Genomic DNA, 15,959 nt, shown 5'->3' with positions numbered 1-15,959 from the left:
AAAGCCCTGAGCTAACGCTCAGGGCTTTTTCTTTTCCTGTCATTCAATTATTGCTAAATCTGCAAAAATCCTCTGCGTTTTACGCTCTTTTTATCTACACGTTAGAAGGTCATACTCCTCCCAGTAGCGAACACTATGATTAAAAAGAGGAAATTTATGACTATCCCTGCATTCGGTTTAGGGACTTTTCGCCTGAAAGACGACGTCGTTATCACTTCTGTTAAAACGGCTCTGGAGCTGGGCTATCGTGCCGTCGACACCGCACAAATCTATGATAACGAAGCCGCGGTTGGCCAGGCGATTGCTGAAAGCAGTGTGCCGCGCAGTGAGCTGTATATCACCACCAAGATTTGGATTGAGAACCTAAGCAAAGAAAAACTGATCCCGAGTCTGAAAGAGAGTTTGAAGAAACTGCGTACTGATTACGTTGATCTGACGCTGATCCATTGGCCTTCTCCAAACGATGCTGTTTCTGTTGAAGAATTTATGCAGGCACTACTGGAAGCTAAAGCACAGGGCCTGACCCGCGAAATTGGTATCTCTAACTTCACCATTCCGCTGATGGAAAGAGCCATTGCTGCAGTGGGTGCAGAGAACATCGCGACTAACCAGATTGAGTTGTCCCCGTATCTGCAAAGCCGTCAGGTGGTTGACTGGGCCAAAATGCACGGTATTCACATCACGTCTTACATGACACTGGCATACGGTAAGGCACTGAAAGATGAAGTCATTGCCGGTATTGCCGCGAAATATAATGCGACACCGGCTCAGGTGATCCTGGCATGGGCGATGGGTGAGGGATACTCGGTGATCCCTTCTTCGACCAAGCGCGAAAATCTGTCTAGTAACTTGCTGGCGCTGGACCTGCGTCTGGATGCTGAAGACAACGCGGCGATCGCGGCGCTGGACTGCAACGATCGCCTGGTTAGCCCGGAAGGTCTGGCACCCGAGTGGGACTAATGGCTTGACCCTGCGACCCTCTGTGCACTTTACCCCTCTTTCACAGCTCCTGCGGGAGCTGTTCTTACATGTTCACTCAAAAAGTCGATAAATGCCCGAATGCGAGTGCTTACTGCCCGATCACTGTAGTAAACGGCGCTGAACGGCATCTCTACCGGCAGGCGTTTATCCGTCAACAACTCGACCAGTTCACCTCGTGCGATCTCCTTATCAATCATATAATCTGAAAGACAGGCAATACCGTTTCCGCTCAGACAAAGCTGTTTTAGTGTTTCGCCGCTGTTAGAAGATAGTCCGCATTCAACCTCATGAAGCTGTCCATCGCTGCAGGCAATCGGCCAGGTATTGAGTGAAACCGGTTCAGAAAAACCGAGGCACAGGTGCTGTTTAAGCGCTTCGACGCTCTCTGGTATACCAAATTTCGCAATATAGTCAGGCGAAGCAATAATCTTACGATAGCTGGTAAATAATGGACGTGCGCGTAGGCTCGAATCAGTCAGCGTGCCTGCACGTATAGCTACATCCACTTTTCGTTCAATAAGATTGATGAACGTCTCTGAAGAGACCAGCGACAGCGTCATTTCAGGGTAGCGTTCGCGGAAAGGCTTGATGAGGGGAATCAGAAAATGCAGCATGACCGGCGTTGCAGCGTCAATGCGCAGTAAGCCACGCGGTGTATTGCGAGACTCCATAATTTCCGTCTCTGCGGCGGCCATTTCCTGCAAGATCAGCTGTACGCGCCTGAAGTAACGTTCACCTTCCTCGGTCAGACTTAGCTGTCGGGTGGTCCGATTGAGCAAGCTGACGCCCAGCTTCATCTCCAGTTTTTTGACGGCCCGGCTGACGGCGGAATTGGCCTGTCCTAACTGCTCTGCGGCGCGGCTAAAGCTGCCGCTTTCCACAACAGCCACAAAAATCGCCAGTTCTTCTGAGGTTGCTTTCATTTTTGCACCTGAAGCAAAATTATATTGATATTTTAAATATTTTTGTTATTAAAGCATCCCGGCATACTGCGTGTCATCTGATTACTGATGATATGGAGTTATTTATGCCGCTCGCTTTATTTGCACTGACGATAAGTGCCTTCGCCATTGGCACGACCGAATTTGTGATTGTTGGCCTGGTACCGACCATTGCTGAACAACTGGCAATCTCTTTGCCTTCTGCGGGGATGCTGGTTTCAATTTATGCGTTGGGGGTGGCTATTGGCGCACCAGTGCTGACCGCTCTGACCGGGAGTCTGCCGCGTAAACAGCTGCTGGTTGCGCTGATGGTGCTGTTTACTGCCGGTAATTTGCTGGCATGGCAGGCACCGGGCTATATGACCTTAATTGTTGCCCGTCTGCTGACCGGCCTTGCACACGGCGTGTTCTTCTCGATTGGTTCAACCATTGCAACAAGTCTGGTGCCCAAAGAGAAAGCGGCTTCGGCCATCGCCATTATGTTTGGTGGTTTAACGGTGGCCCTGGTGACAGGCGTTCCGCTGGGCACATTTATCGGTCAGCATTTTGGCTGGCGTGAAACTTTCCTCGCAGTCTCAATGCTGGGCGTCATTGCACTAATTAGTAGCCAGTTACTGATCCCGACGAATATTCCAGGTCGGGCTGCCGCCAGCATCCGCGATCAGGTGAAAGTCTTAACCCATCCTCGTCTGCTGCTGATTTATGCAGTCACGGCGCTGGGCTATGGTGGTGTCTTTACTGCGTTTACCTTTCTTGCACCGATGATGCAGGATCTGGCCGGATTCTCCCCGACAGCGGTAAGTTGGATCTTATTGGGATACGGCGTCTCTGTGGCTATCGGTAATATTTGGGGTGGTAAACTGGCGGATAAACATGGCGCTGTCCCTGCATTGAAGTTCATTTTTGCTGCACTGTTTGTTCTGCTGATGCTTTTCCAGTTAACGGCATCCACGCAGTATGCAGCGCTGGCAACAATACTGGTGATGGGGATCTTTGCTTTCGGTAACGTACCGGGATTGCAGGTCTATGTTGTTCAGAAAGCAGAACAATTTACCCCCAACGCGGTTGATGTTGCCTCCGGACTGAACATTGCGGCGTTTAACGTCGGTATTGCACTGGGGTCGGTGATTGGCGGGCAAACGGTAGAGTATTATGGCTTAGCGCAGACGCCGTGGATTGGCGCGCTTATCGTCCTGGCTGCTTTCTTATTGATGGGTATCAGCGGTCGTCTTGATAAACCTGCGCGTATCACGCTGGGATAAATCATTGATGTAAGTACCTACTTACAAAACAAACTGCAATTGCTCGTTGAAAGTAAGCCCTAAAGTCCCTATAACTGAAGAACCAGTCCGGCTGCGGACTGGTTGACGTTACAGAGGTTTGAAAGTCTACAGTGCGAAAAAACACTTATGCTATGCGCTATGTTGCCGGACAACCCGTTGAGCGGATTTTACCGCCAGGGTCGTTTGCGCATATTGGTCAGGCATTACCCGCCGGCGTACCCTTAAGCAGTGAAGACCGTATTCGCGTGCTGGTGTGGAATATTTTTAAACAGCAGCGGGCAGAATGGTTGTCGGTGCTGAAGAATTTTGGCAAAGACGCACATCTGGTGTTATTGCAGGAAGCCCAAACCACGCCGGAGCTGGTGCAGTTTGCGACCGCTAACTATCTTGCTGCCGATCAGGTTCCTGCTTTTGTACTACCTCAGCACCCCTCTGGCGTCATGACGCTTTCTGCTGCACATCCTGTTTACTGCTGTCCTCTGCGCGAACGTGAGCCTATTTTACGGCTGGCAAAGTCTGCGCTGGTGACGGTATATCCCCTGCCTGATTCACGTTTATTGATGGTGGTGAACATCCACGCGGTTAACTTTAGTCTCGGGGTTGATGTCTATAGTAAGCAGTTACTTCCCATCGGCGATCAGATTGCTCATCACAGCGGCCCGGTGATTATGGCCGGTGATTTCAATGCCTGGAGCCGTCGACGGATGAACGCGCTGTACCGTTTTGCGCGTGAAATGTCACTGCGTCAGGTGCGCTTTACCGACGATCAGCGCCGACGCGCATTTGGTCGCCCGCTTGATTTTGTGTTCTATCGTGGTTTGAACGTCAGTGAAGCCTCTGTGCTGGTGACGCGCGCATCCGATCATAATCCACTACTCGTTGAATTTAGTCCCGGCAAACCTGAACAATAAAGGTGTGTCAGGTCTGCCGTGGGGCAGGCCTGTCATGGTGCTGCCCTTTATATTTCACCACAACCGAAGGACAACACAATGACAACACGCTCTCATCATGACAATGTCGAAAAACAGTTTGGCTCGCAGGCGAACGCCTATTTAACCAGCACGGTACACGCCTCCGGCCATGATTTACAACGGCTGGCGGATAGGCTGTCGGCATTTCCACAGGCCAGCGTTCTCGACATGGGATGCGGTGCGGGGCACGCCAGTTTTACGGCGGCACAGCATGTAAAACAGGTCGTGGCGTATGATTTATCGGCGCAGATGCTCGATGTGGTCGTGCAGGCGGCAAAAGAGAAGGGATTAGACAATATCGCTACCCGGCAAGGGTATGCCGAAAGTCTGCCTTTTGAGGATGGCTCTTTTGATGTGGTGATTAGCCGCTACTCTGCGCATCACTGGCATGATGTCGGACGCGCGCTGCGGGAAGTGAATCGTGTATTGAAACCAGGTGGCGTGGTGATTGTGATGGATGTCATGTCACCAGGGCACCCGGTACGGGATATCTGGCTGCAAACCGTTGAAGCGTTACGCGATACCTCACATGTGCGCAACTATTCCAGCGGTGAGTGGTTGTCCTTGATGAATGATGCCAATCTGATTGCCGATACGGTGTTGACGGACCGCCTGCCGCTGGTGTTTAGCTCATGGGTTGCGCGCATGCGTACCCCTGAGGTGTTGATCGACGCGGTTCGTTTATACCAGCAGAGTGCGTCTGCCGAAGTGCAGGCTTACTTTGCGTTACAGAAGGACGGGTCGTTCACCAGTGACACGATTATGGTTGAGGCGCATAAAGCAGCATAAATAAAAAAGGCACTGGGGGGAAACCAGTGCCTTAATGTTTATGCTGCTATCAGGAGTCCGGCATACCGTTGTTTTTCACAAACAACGTCAGCTGATCGCCCGGCTGCAGATTATCGGTATCATTGTTCCAGCGCATCACATCCTTGATGTTAACCCCGTGACGTTTAGCAATGCTCGAAAGCGAATCGCCCTTACGTACACGATAGGTAATGCTATCGCTGTTTTTAGCCAGTCGCTGCGCGCTGGTGCCTGCACCTACGGTCAAGCTTTGGCCCACTTTCAGAGTCGAACTACGCAGATTATTCCACTGCTTTAGCTCATTCGCATTCACGCCAAGACGTGAAGCGATGCCGGAAAGCGTATCGCCAGAACGAACCTTGTAGCTACGGCTGCTCAGCGGCGTGTTATCCGCGACCAGCGTTGACTGTACGGCTGCAATTTCGCCTGACGCCAGAGACTCACGCAGTTTCTCCGCGTGCTTCTTTGGCACCATCACATATTGCGGGCCGCTGACACCCAACGTGGAGCCTTTCACGCCAGCATTGAAGGTCTTCAGCTTGCTGACGGAAATACCCGCCATATCGGCAACCTGGGCCATCTCAACCGGACTGTTCAAGCGAACACGTGCCAACGCGCGGCTTTCGTCTGTGGTTGGCAGACGCACGCCATAACGCTTGCTGTTCTTGAGGATGTCGCTCAATGCCAGCATTTTGGGCACATACTGCTTCGTTTCCTGAGGCAGAGGGAGCGACCAAAAATCAGTGGGCTTGCCACGAGCTTTGTTCGCTTTCATTGCCTTCATCACGCGACCTTCACCGCTATTATAAGCGGCAACGGTCAGCAGCCAGTCGCCATCAAACATCTTGTTCAGACGCTGCATCATATCCAGCGCGGCAGTGGTGGAAGCCACAATGTCGCGACGTGCATCATAACTGCGAGTCTGCTTTAAACCATAATTGCGCCCCGTGCTCGGAATGATCTGCCAAATACCTGCGGCATTGGCGCCAGACGTTGCGTGAGGATCAAAAGCGCTCTCCACTATGGGTAGGAGTACCAGCTCCATCGGCATGTTACGTTTCTTAACTTGCCCGGCTATCCAGTACATATACGGCTCTGCCCGTAACGTTACATCGTGGAGATAGCTCTTATTGCGTAAATACTTCTGTTTCTGTTCGCGAATCCGGTTGTTTTCCGGAATTCCCATCTTTAGCTCGTCACCAATGAAAGCCCACAAATCCTGATCGGCGGCGATAGATGTCCCATCGTCCATCCACCGCGCCTGACTCGTAAACTTTCCTGCTTCCCCTTGACCAGCTGCAGAAAGGCTCTGTGCGTGTTGTTGGACGTTACCAGTATTCTGGCACCCAACAAGCAGGACAGAGGCGAGTAATATCGCTTTTGCCTTCATGTGTGTGTCAATAGTTGCTTAAAAGACGACCGATCATAACGGCGAAGTTTTCAAAAGGCAACCCGGAATTGTCAGAACGTATCTTTCTTTGACCTTAACCACGCAAAACGCGCTTCAGGTTGTTGCAATATTGTTTCTTTGTTAATTTCATTAATTAAATCAATGTCTTCCGTTCTTAAAAAAATATTATTTCTGCGCTCATTTTTCAGAGTTACGGGTAGTGTCATTTGTTTTTTTACGCGTAACTCATTAACTTTACGATAATAATCATTTATGGACGGATCGTGCGGGAGGATGCTTAAGGCAAACTTCATATTTGCTAAAGTGTACTCATGTGCGCAACAAATTAACGTATCATCCGGAAGTGCACATATTTTTTTAAGTGATTGATACATCTGTAATGCTGTACCCTCAAAAAGTCGACCGCAGCCACCGGAAAAGAGCGTATCGCCGCAAAACAGATAAGGATGACTAAAGTAACAGATATGTCCTAAAGTGTGACCCGGAGTAGCAAATACGCTAAATTCATGCCCTAAAACGAGTGCGGTATCGCCATCTTCGACTACGCGTGTGGTTCCCTTATCTTGCGTTTCAGCTGGTCCGTAGACCACTATCTGTGGAAAGCGGTGCACAAGTTCCTTCACGCCGCCAACGTGATCATGATGGTGATGGGTGAGTAAAATGGCCTCTGGCACCCAGTTGTGCTCAGCAATGGCTTGCAGTACCGGAGTCGCCTCGCCGGGATCGACAATCAGGCAACGGTTCTCATTATTGGTCAGGACCCAGATGTAATTGTCATCAAAGGCGGGAATACTGTTAAGATTCATAAATTACCTCTCAATGCGAAACGGAAGGTTGTGATGAAACCGGCAAGGCTCCCTCAAACTGTCGTAGCGCCCGTGAGCTGGGATGATTTACCCTGGGGCGAACACTATCGTGAGGCGCTGGAGCATCAGCTTAACCCGTGGTTCGCAAAAATGTACGGTTTTCATCTGCTTAAGATTGGCAATTTAAGCGCAGAAATCAATTCTGAAGCGTGCGCGGTTTCTCATCAGGTGAATATTTCTTCGCAAGGCTCGCCGATGCAGGTGCTGGCGGATCCTCTACATCTTCCCTTTGCCGATAAATCCGTTGATGTCTGCCTGCTGGCGCATACGCTGCCGTGGTGCTCCGATCCTCACAGGTTACTGCGTGAGGCCGATCGTGTGCTTATCGATGATGGCTGGTTAATTCTGAGCGGATTCAATCCGGTCAGCCTGATGGGGTTGCGCAAGTTGGTGCCGGTATTACGTAAAACGCCACCTTATAACAGCCGGATGTTTACGCTGATGCGCCAACTGGATTGGCTCTCACTGCTGAATTTTGAAGTGCTGCACGCCAGCCGTTTTCACGTTTTACCCTGGAAGAAGCTCGGGGGTAAAATGTTAAGCGCACATATTCCTGCGTTGGGATGCATACAGTTGGTTGTCGCGCGCAAGCGAACTATTCCGCTTACGCTTAACCCGATGAAACAAAACAAAAGCAAAGCGCGTATCCGCCAGGCCGTTGGTGCAACCCGGCAATACCGTAAACCGGACGTTTAAGCTTCGGGTTGATACCCAATATCATTTTGTGTAGGACTCATCGCAGCTGCGCGCGCAAGCTCGTCGCAGCGTTCATTTTCCGGGTGGCCCGCGTGGCCTTTGACCCATTCCCACTTGATTTGGTGCTGGCCCAGCGCGGCATTCAGACGTTTCCAGAGATCGACATTCTTGACCGGTTTTTTGTCTGCGGTTTTCCAGCCGCGTTTTTTCCAGTTGTGGATCCACTGGGTAATACCCTGGCGCACATACTGGCTGTCGGTACTGAGTACCACTTCGCATTGTTCTTTAAGCGCTTCCAGCGCGACGATGGCCGCCATCAGCTCCATACGATTATTGGTGGTGAGGTTGTATCCTTCGCTAAAGGTTTTTTCCCGCCCGCGAAAGCGTAAAATTGCCCCATAGCCGCCGGGTCCTGGATTTCCCAGGCAAGAACCATCGGTGAAAATTTCTACCTGTTTAAGCATCTCTGGTAGACTTCCTGTTTTAGAGATCGATATAAACGATAAGTCTGACATAAATGACCGCTATGAGCACTGGAATTACACGGCAGATCGTCCTCGATACCGAAACCACCGGTATGAACCAGATCGGTGCCCACTACGAAGGCCACAAGATCATTGAGATCGGTGCGGTTGAAGTGGTGAACCGACGCCTGACCGGCAATAACTTCCACGTTTACCTGAAGCCCGATCGGCTGGTGGACCCGGAAGCGTTTGGCGTACACGGCATCGCGGATGAATTCCTGCTCGATAAACCCACTTTTGCCGATGTTGCCGATGAGTTTCTCGACTATATCCGCGGTGCGGAGCTGGTCATCCATAACGCATCGTTTGATATCGGCTTTATGGACTACGAGTTCGCGAAGCTCCATCGTGATATTCCGAAAACGAACACCTTCTGTAAAGTGACCGATAGCCTGGCGCTGGCGAGGAAGATGTTTCCTGGCAAGCGTAACAGCCTTGATGCGCTATGCTCGCGTTATGAGATAGACAACAGCAAGCGTACCTTGCACGGCGCATTGCTCGATGCCCAGATTCTGGCTGACGTTTATCTGATGATGACCGGCGGGCAGACCGCCATGGCATTTTCAATGGAGGGTGACAGTCAGCAGCAGAATGACACAGGGATCCAACGGGTTGTCCGTCAGTCCGGCAATTTACGCGTTGTTTTCGCCACTGATGAAGAGTTAGCGGCCCATGAGTCTCGCCTCGACCTGGTTCAGAAGAAAGGTGGAAGTTGCCTCTGGCGGGCATAGTTTGCGTGTTTAACGTGCAAAAATGGCTATTCGGGTGATTTTTGCAGCAAACGATTAAAAACGTGAGAAAAAGCGTTGACGAGTCGCGAGGCAATCCGTAATATTCGCTTCGTTCCCAAGCGGAACACAACGCGGAGTGGTAGTTCAGTTGGTTAGAATACCTGCCTGTCACGCAGGGGGTCGCGGGTTCGAGTCCCGTCCATTCCGCCACTATTAAGAAAGCCTGAATCAGCAATGATTCAGGCTTTCGTCGTTTCAGTCTGCCAAAAAAATAAAAGCTCGCTACCAGAGGTAACGAGCTTTCAGCATTACTCGCTCAGCGTCTGGGCGATATCTTTTTGCACCTGCTTACGCTGCTCAGGTGTGAGGACTTTGCTCAGGTCAAAATAGTATTTCACGCGGTAATAACGCGCCTGTTGTTCGATGTTGCTGAACGCGGCAAGCTGTTTCTTAACGGCGGCATCATCCCATTTTCCGGACTTGATCACGTCAATCAGCACGCCGTCTTTAACGTCATTCACCGAAATCTGACTGACATTGGTTTCCAGCTGTTGGTGCAGTTTTTTAATCTGCGCCACCTGGTCGTTGCTCAGTTTCAGGTGTTGTACCACTGGATCCTGGGCCGGGGCCGGAACGTTGGATACGTTTGCTGCAAGTGTGCTAAAAGAGGCGCCCGCCAGGGTAGCGGCCAGCAAAGTCATGCGTACGAATTTCTTCATCTTAATATCCTGAAAGGGAATTTACGTGTGATTATCATTTTCAGAATACGTTGCCTGAGGGATGTGGCCACGCGAATTTGTTTTGCGGTTAGTTACGGAGTGAAACAATCCCGCCACGAGGATAATGTTCCGTAGCGGGAGATTAGGGAGATAATTATAGTGTGAACGAATCGGCATCCTGCCAGGCTGGAAACTTCTCGCGATACTCCCGCAATGCTGCAAGCGACAGCTCAGCATCTATCCGTGTGGCCTGATACGGCTCGGCGGTGGCAATAATCTCACCCTGTGGGTTGATTACCCGGCTGTCCCCGCGATAATGATGGCCATTACCATCGCTGCCCACGCGGTTACATCCTGCTACATAAGCCTGGTTCTCAATCGCCCGGGCGGTCAGTAGCGCCTGCCAGTGCAGCGAGCGTGGTGCAGGCCAGTTGGCGACATATAACGCCAGGTCATAATCATCGAGATTGCGCGACCATACCGGAAAGCGCAGGTCATAACAGACCAGAGGCAAAATACGCCAGCCGCGCCATTCAACGATGGTGCGTTCTTCTCCAGCCTGATAATACTGGTGCTCGTCCGCCATGCGGAACAGGTGGCGTTTGTCATAAAAATGAACGTGCCCCTCGGGTTCTACCAGTAAAAAACGATTTACCGGGCCACGCTCTGAGCGTAACGCGGCGCTGCCAGCGATCAGCGCATTTGTCTGCTGCGCTTTGGCGTGCATCCAGCCAACAACCTCTTCTTGCGTAAGCGATGTGCTGGCTGCTTCCATCGCAAACCCACTGGTAAACATCTCGGGCAATACAATGACGTCACGTCCGGTGATGGTTTCAAGCTGTTGGTCGAAATGGCGCAGATTGGCTGGGCCATCCATCCAGATCAGCGGTTGTTGCAGCAGGGTAATTTTCAAACCAGGCACGATCGAGGCTCCTCGTTGAACAGCATTTTGACACTGTAGCATGAGCATTACTGAAAATGTGGCAATAAAAAGCCCCGCGTTAAGCGGGGCTGAAAAGTCGAGCGTGAACGTTAAGCGGCTTCGACTTTACGGACTTTCTCTGGCAACTTTACCGGCTGGGTCGCCAGCTCCTCAGGGTCAAAATCATCTACGTTGATGCTGCGCAGACGGCTCTCTTCGGCCTTCACCAGAAGGGCGGCCTCGTCTTTATCAATCAACCCTTTTGCCAGCGCATTACGCGCCAGTTCATCCAGACGGGTAAACGGCAGGTTTTTACCCAGCTCTTTGCAGATACGCTGGTGGATAGGGTCGGCAGCAATCACGTCCAGCAGCGCTTCTTCCAGCAAACCAACCGGATTGTACTTGCTTGGCGTCAGGTACTGACCGCGACCGATGCGTGAACGGGTTGCGCTCGGCACCTGCAAAATCTTCGCAACTTTATGATCCAGTTTGTCAGAAGGCGCCTGATAGTGGCGACCGGTCGGGAAGATAACCACATTCAACAACCCAGCGACTAAACGGTTAGGGAAGTTTTGCAGCAGGTCGTCCATCGCTTGTTCTGCTTTATACAACGCGTCTTGTACGCCCCAGTGAACCAGCGGCAGGTCGGCTTCATTGCGGCCTTCATCGTCATAACGCTTCAGTACGGCAGAGGCCAGATACAGCTGACTTAACACGTCACCCAGACGCGCGGAGATACGCTCGCGACGCTTCAGACTACCGCCCAGCACGGCCATGGAGACATCTGAGAGTAATGCCAGGTTGGCGCTCAGACGGTTCAGGTGCTGGTAATAACGTTTGGTGGCATCACCGGTTGGTGTGCTACTGGTGAGCCCGCGCGTCAGGCCGAGCCAGAAACTGCGCACCTTATTGCTGCCGACGTGGCCAATATGCTTAAACAGCAGCTTGTCGAACGCATTCACATCGTTGTTCTGCGCCGCCGCCATCTCTTCCAGCACGTACGGATGGCAACGAATCGCCCCCTGGCCGAAGATCATCATGCTACGGGTCAGAATGTTGGCGCCTTCAACGGTGATGGCGATTGGGGCACCCTGGTAAGCACGCGCCAGGAAGTTGCTTTCGCCCAGCATAATGCCTTTACCGCCAGTGATATCCATCGCATCAATGATTGATTGCTGCCCGCGGTGGGTACAGTGATATTTCACGATAGCGGAAAGCACCGCCGGTTTTTCGCCGAGCATAATGCCGTAGGTAATCAGCGACGCCGCGGCGTCCATCACATAGGCGTTACCAGCAATACGCGCTAGCGGCTCTTCAATACCTTCCATCTTGCCGATAGAGATTTTGAACTGGCGACGAATATGCGCATAGGCACCTGTTGCCATGGCGACCGATTTCACACCACCTGTTGAGTTCGATGGCAGTGTAATGCCACGACCGACAGACAGACATTCCACCAGCATGCGCCAGCCCTGACCGGCCATTTTTGGGCCGCCGATAATGTAATCAATCGGTACAAAGACATCTTTACCCAGTGTCGGGCCGTTCTGGAACGGGACGTTCAGCGGGAAGTGGCGACGACCAATTTCTACGCCCGGTGTTGAGGTGGGGATTAGCGCGCAGGTAATGCCCAGATCTTCCTCGCCGCCCAGCAGTTTTTCCGGGTCGGAGAGTTTAAACGCCAGGCCCAGCACGGTGGCGATAGGGGCCAGCGTGATATAGCGTTTGTTCCAGGTCAGGCGCATACCCAGCACCTGCTGACCCTGCCATTCACCCATGCAAACTACGCCGGTATCCGGAATCGCCCCTGCGTCGGAACCCGCTTCCGGGCTGGTCAGCGCAAAGCAAGGGATTTCCTGACCACGCGCCAGACGCGGCAAATAATGGTTTTTCTGTTCTTCGGTGCCGTAGTGTTGCAGCAGTTCACCCGGGCCTAATGAGTTAGGTACGCCAACGGTGATCGCCAGGATCCCGGAGACGCCGGAGAGTTTCTGCAGAACGCGAGCCTGTGCATAGGCAGAGAATTCCAGACCGCCGTACTCTTTCTTGATGATCATTGCGAAGAAGCGGTGTTCTTTCAGATACGCCCACAGTTCTGGCGGCAGATCCGCTAATTCGTGGGTGATCTGGAAGTCGTTTGCCATGCGGCACGCTTCTTCAACCGGACCATCAATAAAAGCCTGCTCTTCTGCTGTCAGACGAGGCTGCGGATAGCTGTGCAGTTTCTTCCAGTCCGGTTTGCCCTGGAACAGATCGCCTTCCCACCAGGTGGTACCGGCATCAATCGCTTCTTTCTCAGTGCGTGACATCGGTGGCATGACCTTACGGAAACCACGGAACACCGGCGCAGAGATCATGGATTTACGCATCGGTGTAAAGTTAAACGGCACCAGAATAATGGCCAGAGGGACCAGCAGCCAGACTGACCACAGGCCAGCTACGCCGAGCGCAGCCGTCCATGCGAGCAAAATTATGCTGCTGAGAAACAAGCTCACGCGGTGATAAAACAATACGCCGAGCAGAACAATCGTTGTGAGAATACTCAAAATCATCATATCGAAAAGCTCCCTTGCTTGTAGGAGGTCTGACCACTTGTGATGATATGGTTGTAGTGGATGTAAATTCTTTTAGCAATGTGTTTACAAAATAATTACAACAAAGCTCACATTGTTGTTGTTTTCACCGGCACAAAAAATCAAAAGCCACAGCCATTCCTGTGGCTTGTGCTTCTCGCCTGTAGCGCTATCCGGTACACTGCATCTTGTCATTTACATTCATGCTGAAGGATATCCTCATGTACCAGGATCTTATTCGTAACGAACTGAGCGAAGCGGCGGAAACGCTGGCTAATTTTTTAAAAGATGACGCCAATATTCACGCCATTCAGCGCGCGGCGGTCCTGTTGGCAGACAGTTTTAAAGCGGGTGGCAAGGTACTTTCCTGCGGTAACGGCGGCTCCCATTGTGATGCAATGCACTTTGCTGAAGAGCTGACCGGGCGCTATCGCGAAAACCGTCCCGGCTACCCGGCGATCGCCATTTCTGACGTCAGCCATATCTCCTGCGTCAGCAACGATTTCGGTTACGATTATATTTTCTCTCGCTATGTTGAAGCGGTAGGGCGTGAAGGGGATATCCTGTTAGGCATTTCGACCTCCGGTAACTCAGCAAACGTGATCAAAGCGATTGCCGCTGCGCGCGAGAAAGGAATGAAAGTGATCACCCTGACCGGGAAAGGTGGCGGCAAAATGGCTGGCAGCGCCGACATTGAAATTCGCGTCCCGCACTTTGGCTATGCTGACCGTATTCAGGAAATTCACATTAAAGTGATTCATATTCTGATTCAGTTGATCGAAAAAGAGATGGTTAAGTAAGAAGGCTATTGCCGGATGGCGGCTGAAGCCTTATCCGGCCTACTTGCGTTTTGCGTAGGCCTGATAAGCGTAACGCCATCAGGCAGTTCAGCGTTTTAAGGTAGGTGATATATGTGCGAACTGCTCGGGATGAGCGCCAACGTGCCGACCGATATTTGCTTTAGCTTCACCGGGCTGGTTCAGCGTGGTGGAGGTACCGGGCCGCACAAAGACGGCTGGGGGATTACGTTTTATGAAGGTAAGGGCTGCCGTACATTTAAAGATCCGCAACCCAGCTTTAATTCGCCTATCGCCAAACTGGTACAAGACTATCCCATCAAATCCTGTTCCGTGATCGCCCATATTCGTCAGGCGAATCGTGGTGAGGTGGCGCTGGAAAATACCCATCCTTTCACGCGTGAACTGTGGGGACGCAACTGGACCTATGCTCATAACGGGCAGCTAAGCGGCTATAAGTCGCTGGAAACCGGCAATTTCCGGCCGGTCGGTGAAACCGACAGCGAAAAAGCATTCTGCTGGTTGCTACACAAGCTGGTTGAGCGTTATCCGCGTACGCCTGGCAACATGACTGCGGTGTTTAAATATATTGCCGTGCTGGCCGGGGAATTACGTGAGAAGGGCGTTTTCAACATGTTGTTGTCCGACGGGCGCTATGTGATGGCCTTCTGCTCGACCAATCTGTTCTGGATCACCCGCCGTGCGCCATTCGGTGTGGCCACGTTGCTGGATCAGGATGTGGAAATCGACTTTAGCTCAGAGACCACACCGAATGATGTGGTCACCGTGATTGCCACTCAACCGCTAACGGGCAATGAAACCTGGCAAAAGATTATGCCAGGCGAGTGGGCGCTATTTTGTCTCGGGGAGCGTGTAGTTTGACGCCAGCTGCGGCTGAACGACTTCATGACTCAACGGCTTGCTGACAACGTAACGGCCATCGATGACGGAAACGGTCGGTGGCTTACGCGTCTGCTCAAAGTAGTCGTATCCCGGTTTTAGCTGCGACCAGAACTCTTTGTAATAAGAGAACTTATGGCGCTGCATGTTGGCATCGGTCATGCGGAACGGGTAAATGCTTACCTGCACGCTGGACTGACCAAATACCAATGCCCCGGTGACAAACTGGAAAATCTCATCAATGCCGTTGTCGGTCATGGCATAACAGCCGACGGAAACGCAGGCGCCGTGGATCATCAGGTATTTGCCTTCGTAACCGTGCGCGCGGTCGTAGGCGTTGGGGAAGCCAATGTTAATCGCTTTATAGAAGCGGCTATCCGGCTTGAGCTGACCGCGCTGTACGCTGTAAAACCCTTCCGGGCTTTTAAAATCACCCTGACGCTGCTTGGGTCCTAACCCGCCGGAATAGTTACAGATCTTGTAGCTGTCGAGCAATTGATACTGTTCGCCCATCTTGACGTACAGATCCAGCGTGCGTTCTTCTTTAAAGATCTGAATATAGACAGGTGACCCCATCAATTGCTGCTTATATTCTTTGCTGACAGGCGTGGTCGGACTGTTACTGCTCAGCAAACCGGCAAATGAAACGCACGGTAATAAAAGCATCGCAAGAAAAAATGCGATTTTACGCATACTGCTTATTCCTTGATAAAACGGTTACACACGCCAGGACGGCAAATAGAGTCGCCAAATCGGAAAAATCTGGATTTGGAGCGCTCACATTAGCACCAAGAAAGTTTTTCGCAAGTCTCTCGTGCTGCGTTTACACTTTAGTTT

Annotated in this window: 15 protein-coding genes, 1 tRNA gene and 1 pseudogene; 9 read left to right on the top strand and 8 right to left on the bottom strand. The window is 51.7% G+C overall.

The window, feature by feature from the left end; genetic code table 11:
* Window positions 1-156 precede the first annotated feature (156 nt).
* On the top strand, window positions 157-960 hold the full coding sequence (dkgB, locus tag IMQ48_RS01200; RefSeq protein ID WP_196207571.1) for a 2,5-didehydrogluconate reductase DkgB: 804 nt from the start codon (window positions 157-159) through the stop codon (window positions 958-960).
* A gap of 29 nt (window positions 961-989) precedes the next feature.
* Here dkgB and yafC read toward each other — a convergent pair whose 3' ends face one another.
* Complete coding sequence (gene yafC / locus IMQ48_RS01195) at window positions 990-1,904, bottom strand: DNA-binding transcriptional regulator YafC (RefSeq protein WP_196207570.1); 915 nt, start codon at window positions 1,902-1,904, stop codon at window positions 990-992.
* Window positions 1,905-2,008: 104 nt separating this feature from the next.
* Between yafC and IMQ48_RS01190 the strand changes: the two genes are divergently transcribed.
* From IMQ48_RS01190 to IMQ48_RS01180, 3 genes are all read left to right on the top strand, one after another.
* Entirely contained in the window at window positions 2,009-3,184 is a 1,176-nt protein-coding gene (locus tag IMQ48_RS01190; protein WP_196207569.1) for an MFS transporter, read from the top strand.
* Between the two features lie 131 nt (window positions 3,185-3,315).
* Window positions 3,316-4,116 (top strand): endonuclease/exonuclease/phosphatase family protein, encoded by an 801-nt coding sequence (locus tag IMQ48_RS01185; RefSeq protein ID WP_196207568.1) that lies wholly within the window; start codon window positions 3,316-3,318, stop codon window positions 4,114-4,116.
* Window positions 4,117-4,194: 78 nt separating this feature from the next.
* A complete protein-coding gene (locus tag IMQ48_RS01180) occupies window positions 4,195-4,965 on the top strand; it encodes a class I SAM-dependent methyltransferase (protein WP_196207567.1) in 771 nt (256 codons plus the stop codon).
* A 49-nt stretch (window positions 4,966-5,014) separates the two neighbouring features.
* On the opposite strand, the gene mltD is transcribed toward IMQ48_RS01180, so the two are convergent.
* Both mltD and gloB read right to left on the bottom strand, forming a co-directional pair.
* Window positions 5,015-6,373, bottom strand: a complete 1,359-nt coding sequence (gene mltD / locus IMQ48_RS01175; RefSeq protein WP_196207566.1) for a murein transglycosylase D — start codon at window positions 6,371-6,373, stop codon at window positions 5,015-5,017.
* A gap of 71 nt (window positions 6,374-6,444) precedes the next feature.
* The gene (gene gloB, locus IMQ48_RS01170; protein WP_196207565.1) at window positions 6,445-7,200 is read right to left on the bottom strand and encodes a hydroxyacylglutathione hydrolase; all 756 of its coding nucleotides are present in this window, start codon (window positions 7,198-7,200) and stop codon (window positions 6,445-6,447) included.
* Window positions 7,201-7,233: 33 nt separating this feature from the next.
* Here gloB and IMQ48_RS01165 point away from each other — a divergent pair, with 33 nt between their 5' ends.
* A complete protein-coding gene (locus tag IMQ48_RS01165; protein ID WP_196207564.1) occupies window positions 7,234-7,956 on the top strand; it encodes a class I SAM-dependent methyltransferase in 723 nt (240 codons plus the stop codon).
* Here IMQ48_RS01165 and rnhA read toward each other — a convergent pair.
* Window positions 7,953-8,529, bottom strand: a pseudogene (gene rnhA, locus IMQ48_RS01160) (ribonuclease HI). The gene IMQ48_RS01165 and the pseudogene rnhA overlap by 4 nt on opposite strands.
* Here rnhA and dnaQ point away from each other — a divergent pair.
* Complete coding sequence (gene dnaQ, locus IMQ48_RS01155) at window positions 8,483-9,211, top strand: DNA polymerase III subunit epsilon (RefSeq protein ID WP_196207562.1); 729 nt, start codon at window positions 8,483-8,485, stop codon at window positions 9,209-9,211. The pseudogene rnhA and the gene dnaQ sit on opposite strands and share 47 nt — an antisense overlap.
* A gap of 133 nt (window positions 9,212-9,344) precedes the next feature.
* Window positions 9,345-9,421 (top strand) — tRNA-Asp (locus IMQ48_RS01150).
* Between the two features lie 98 nt (window positions 9,422-9,519).
* Here IMQ48_RS01150 and IMQ48_RS01145 read toward each other — a convergent pair.
* The 3 genes from IMQ48_RS01145 to fadE all read right to left on the bottom strand — a co-directional run bounded on the left by IMQ48_RS01145 (window position 9,520) and on the right by fadE (window position 13,407).
* On the bottom strand, window positions 9,520-9,930 hold the full coding sequence (locus IMQ48_RS01145) for a Spy/CpxP family protein refolding chaperone (RefSeq protein WP_196207561.1): 411 nt from the start codon (window positions 9,928-9,930) through the stop codon (window positions 9,520-9,522).
* A gap of 154 nt (window positions 9,931-10,084) precedes the next feature.
* Complete coding sequence (locus IMQ48_RS01140; protein WP_196207560.1) at window positions 10,085-10,852, bottom strand: amidohydrolase; 768 nt, start codon at window positions 10,850-10,852, stop codon at window positions 10,085-10,087.
* A gap of 110 nt (window positions 10,853-10,962) precedes the next feature.
* Entirely contained in the window at window positions 10,963-13,407 is a 2,445-nt protein-coding gene (gene fadE / locus IMQ48_RS01135) for an acyl-CoA dehydrogenase FadE (RefSeq protein WP_196207559.1), read from the bottom strand.
* Between the two features lie 239 nt (window positions 13,408-13,646).
* Here fadE and lpcA point away from each other — a divergent pair, with 239 nt between their 5' ends.
* Together lpcA and IMQ48_RS01125 are read left to right on the top strand one after the other, a co-directional pair.
* Window positions 13,647-14,225 carry a D-sedoheptulose 7-phosphate isomerase gene (gene lpcA / locus IMQ48_RS01130; RefSeq protein WP_196207558.1) on the top strand — a complete coding sequence of 193 codons (579 nt, stop codon included), beginning with the start codon at window positions 13,647-13,649 and terminating at the stop codon, window positions 14,223-14,225.
* A 111-nt stretch (window positions 14,226-14,336) separates the two neighbouring features.
* Window positions 14,337-15,104, top strand: a complete 768-nt coding sequence (locus IMQ48_RS01125) for a class II glutamine amidotransferase (RefSeq protein ID WP_115259356.1) — start codon at window positions 14,337-14,339, stop codon at window positions 15,102-15,104.
* Here IMQ48_RS01125 and dpaA read toward each other — a convergent pair.
* On the bottom strand, window positions 15,075-15,815 hold the full coding sequence (gene dpaA, locus IMQ48_RS01120) for a peptidoglycan meso-diaminopimelic acid protein amidase (RefSeq protein ID WP_196207557.1): 741 nt from the start codon (window positions 15,813-15,815) through the stop codon (window positions 15,075-15,077). The genes IMQ48_RS01125 and dpaA overlap by 30 nt on opposite strands.
* Window positions 15,816-15,959 lie beyond the last annotated feature (144 nt).

Source organism: Citrobacter sp. Res13-Sevr-PEB04-36, from assembly GCF_015672735.1.
Taxonomy (GTDB): Bacteria; Pseudomonadota; Gammaproteobacteria; order Enterobacterales; family Enterobacteriaceae; genus Citrobacter.
The sequence above is the reverse complement of the archived record's forward strand: the minus strand, read 5'-3'. Positions and strand labels throughout refer to the sequence as shown.

Excerpts from the sequence above, each read along its gene's own strand:
- dkgB (WP_196207571.1), top strand. The coding sequence starts at position 157 with ATGACTATCCCTGCATTCGGTTTAGGGACTTTTCGCCTGAAAGACGAC.
- yafC (WP_196207570.1), bottom strand. The coding sequence starts at position 1,904 with ATGAAAGCAACCTCAGAAGAACTGGCGATTTTTGTGGCTGTTGTGGAA.
- IMQ48_RS01190 (WP_196207569.1), top strand. The coding sequence starts at position 2,009 with ATGCCGCTCGCTTTATTTGCACTGACGATAAGTGCCTTCGCCATTGGC.
- IMQ48_RS01180 (WP_196207567.1), top strand. The coding sequence starts at position 4,195 with ATGACAACACGCTCTCATCATGACAATGTCGAAAAACAGTTTGGCTCG.
- mltD (WP_196207566.1), bottom strand. The coding sequence starts at position 6,373 with ATGAAGGCAAAAGCGATATTACTCGCCTCTGTCCTGCTTGTTGGGTGC.
- gloB (WP_196207565.1), bottom strand. The coding sequence starts at position 7,200 with ATGAATCTTAACAGTATTCCCGCCTTTGATGACAATTACATCTGGGTC.
- IMQ48_RS01165 (WP_196207564.1), top strand. The coding sequence starts at position 7,234 with ATGAAACCGGCAAGGCTCCCTCAAACTGTCGTAGCGCCCGTGAGCTGG.
- dnaQ (WP_196207562.1), top strand. The coding sequence starts at position 8,483 with ATGAGCACTGGAATTACACGGCAGATCGTCCTCGATACCGAAACCACC.
- IMQ48_RS01145 (WP_196207561.1), bottom strand. The coding sequence starts at position 9,930 with ATGAAGAAATTCGTACGCATGACTTTGCTGGCCGCTACCCTGGCGGGC.
- fadE (WP_196207559.1), bottom strand. The coding sequence starts at position 13,407 with ATGATGATTTTGAGTATTCTCACAACGATTGTTCTGCTCGGCGTATTG.
- lpcA (WP_196207558.1), top strand. The coding sequence starts at position 13,647 with ATGTACCAGGATCTTATTCGTAACGAACTGAGCGAAGCGGCGGAAACG.
- IMQ48_RS01125 (WP_115259356.1), top strand. The coding sequence starts at position 14,337 with ATGTGCGAACTGCTCGGGATGAGCGCCAACGTGCCGACCGATATTTGC.
- dpaA (WP_196207557.1), bottom strand. The coding sequence starts at position 15,815 with ATGCGTAAAATCGCATTTTTTCTTGCGATGCTTTTATTACCGTGCGTT.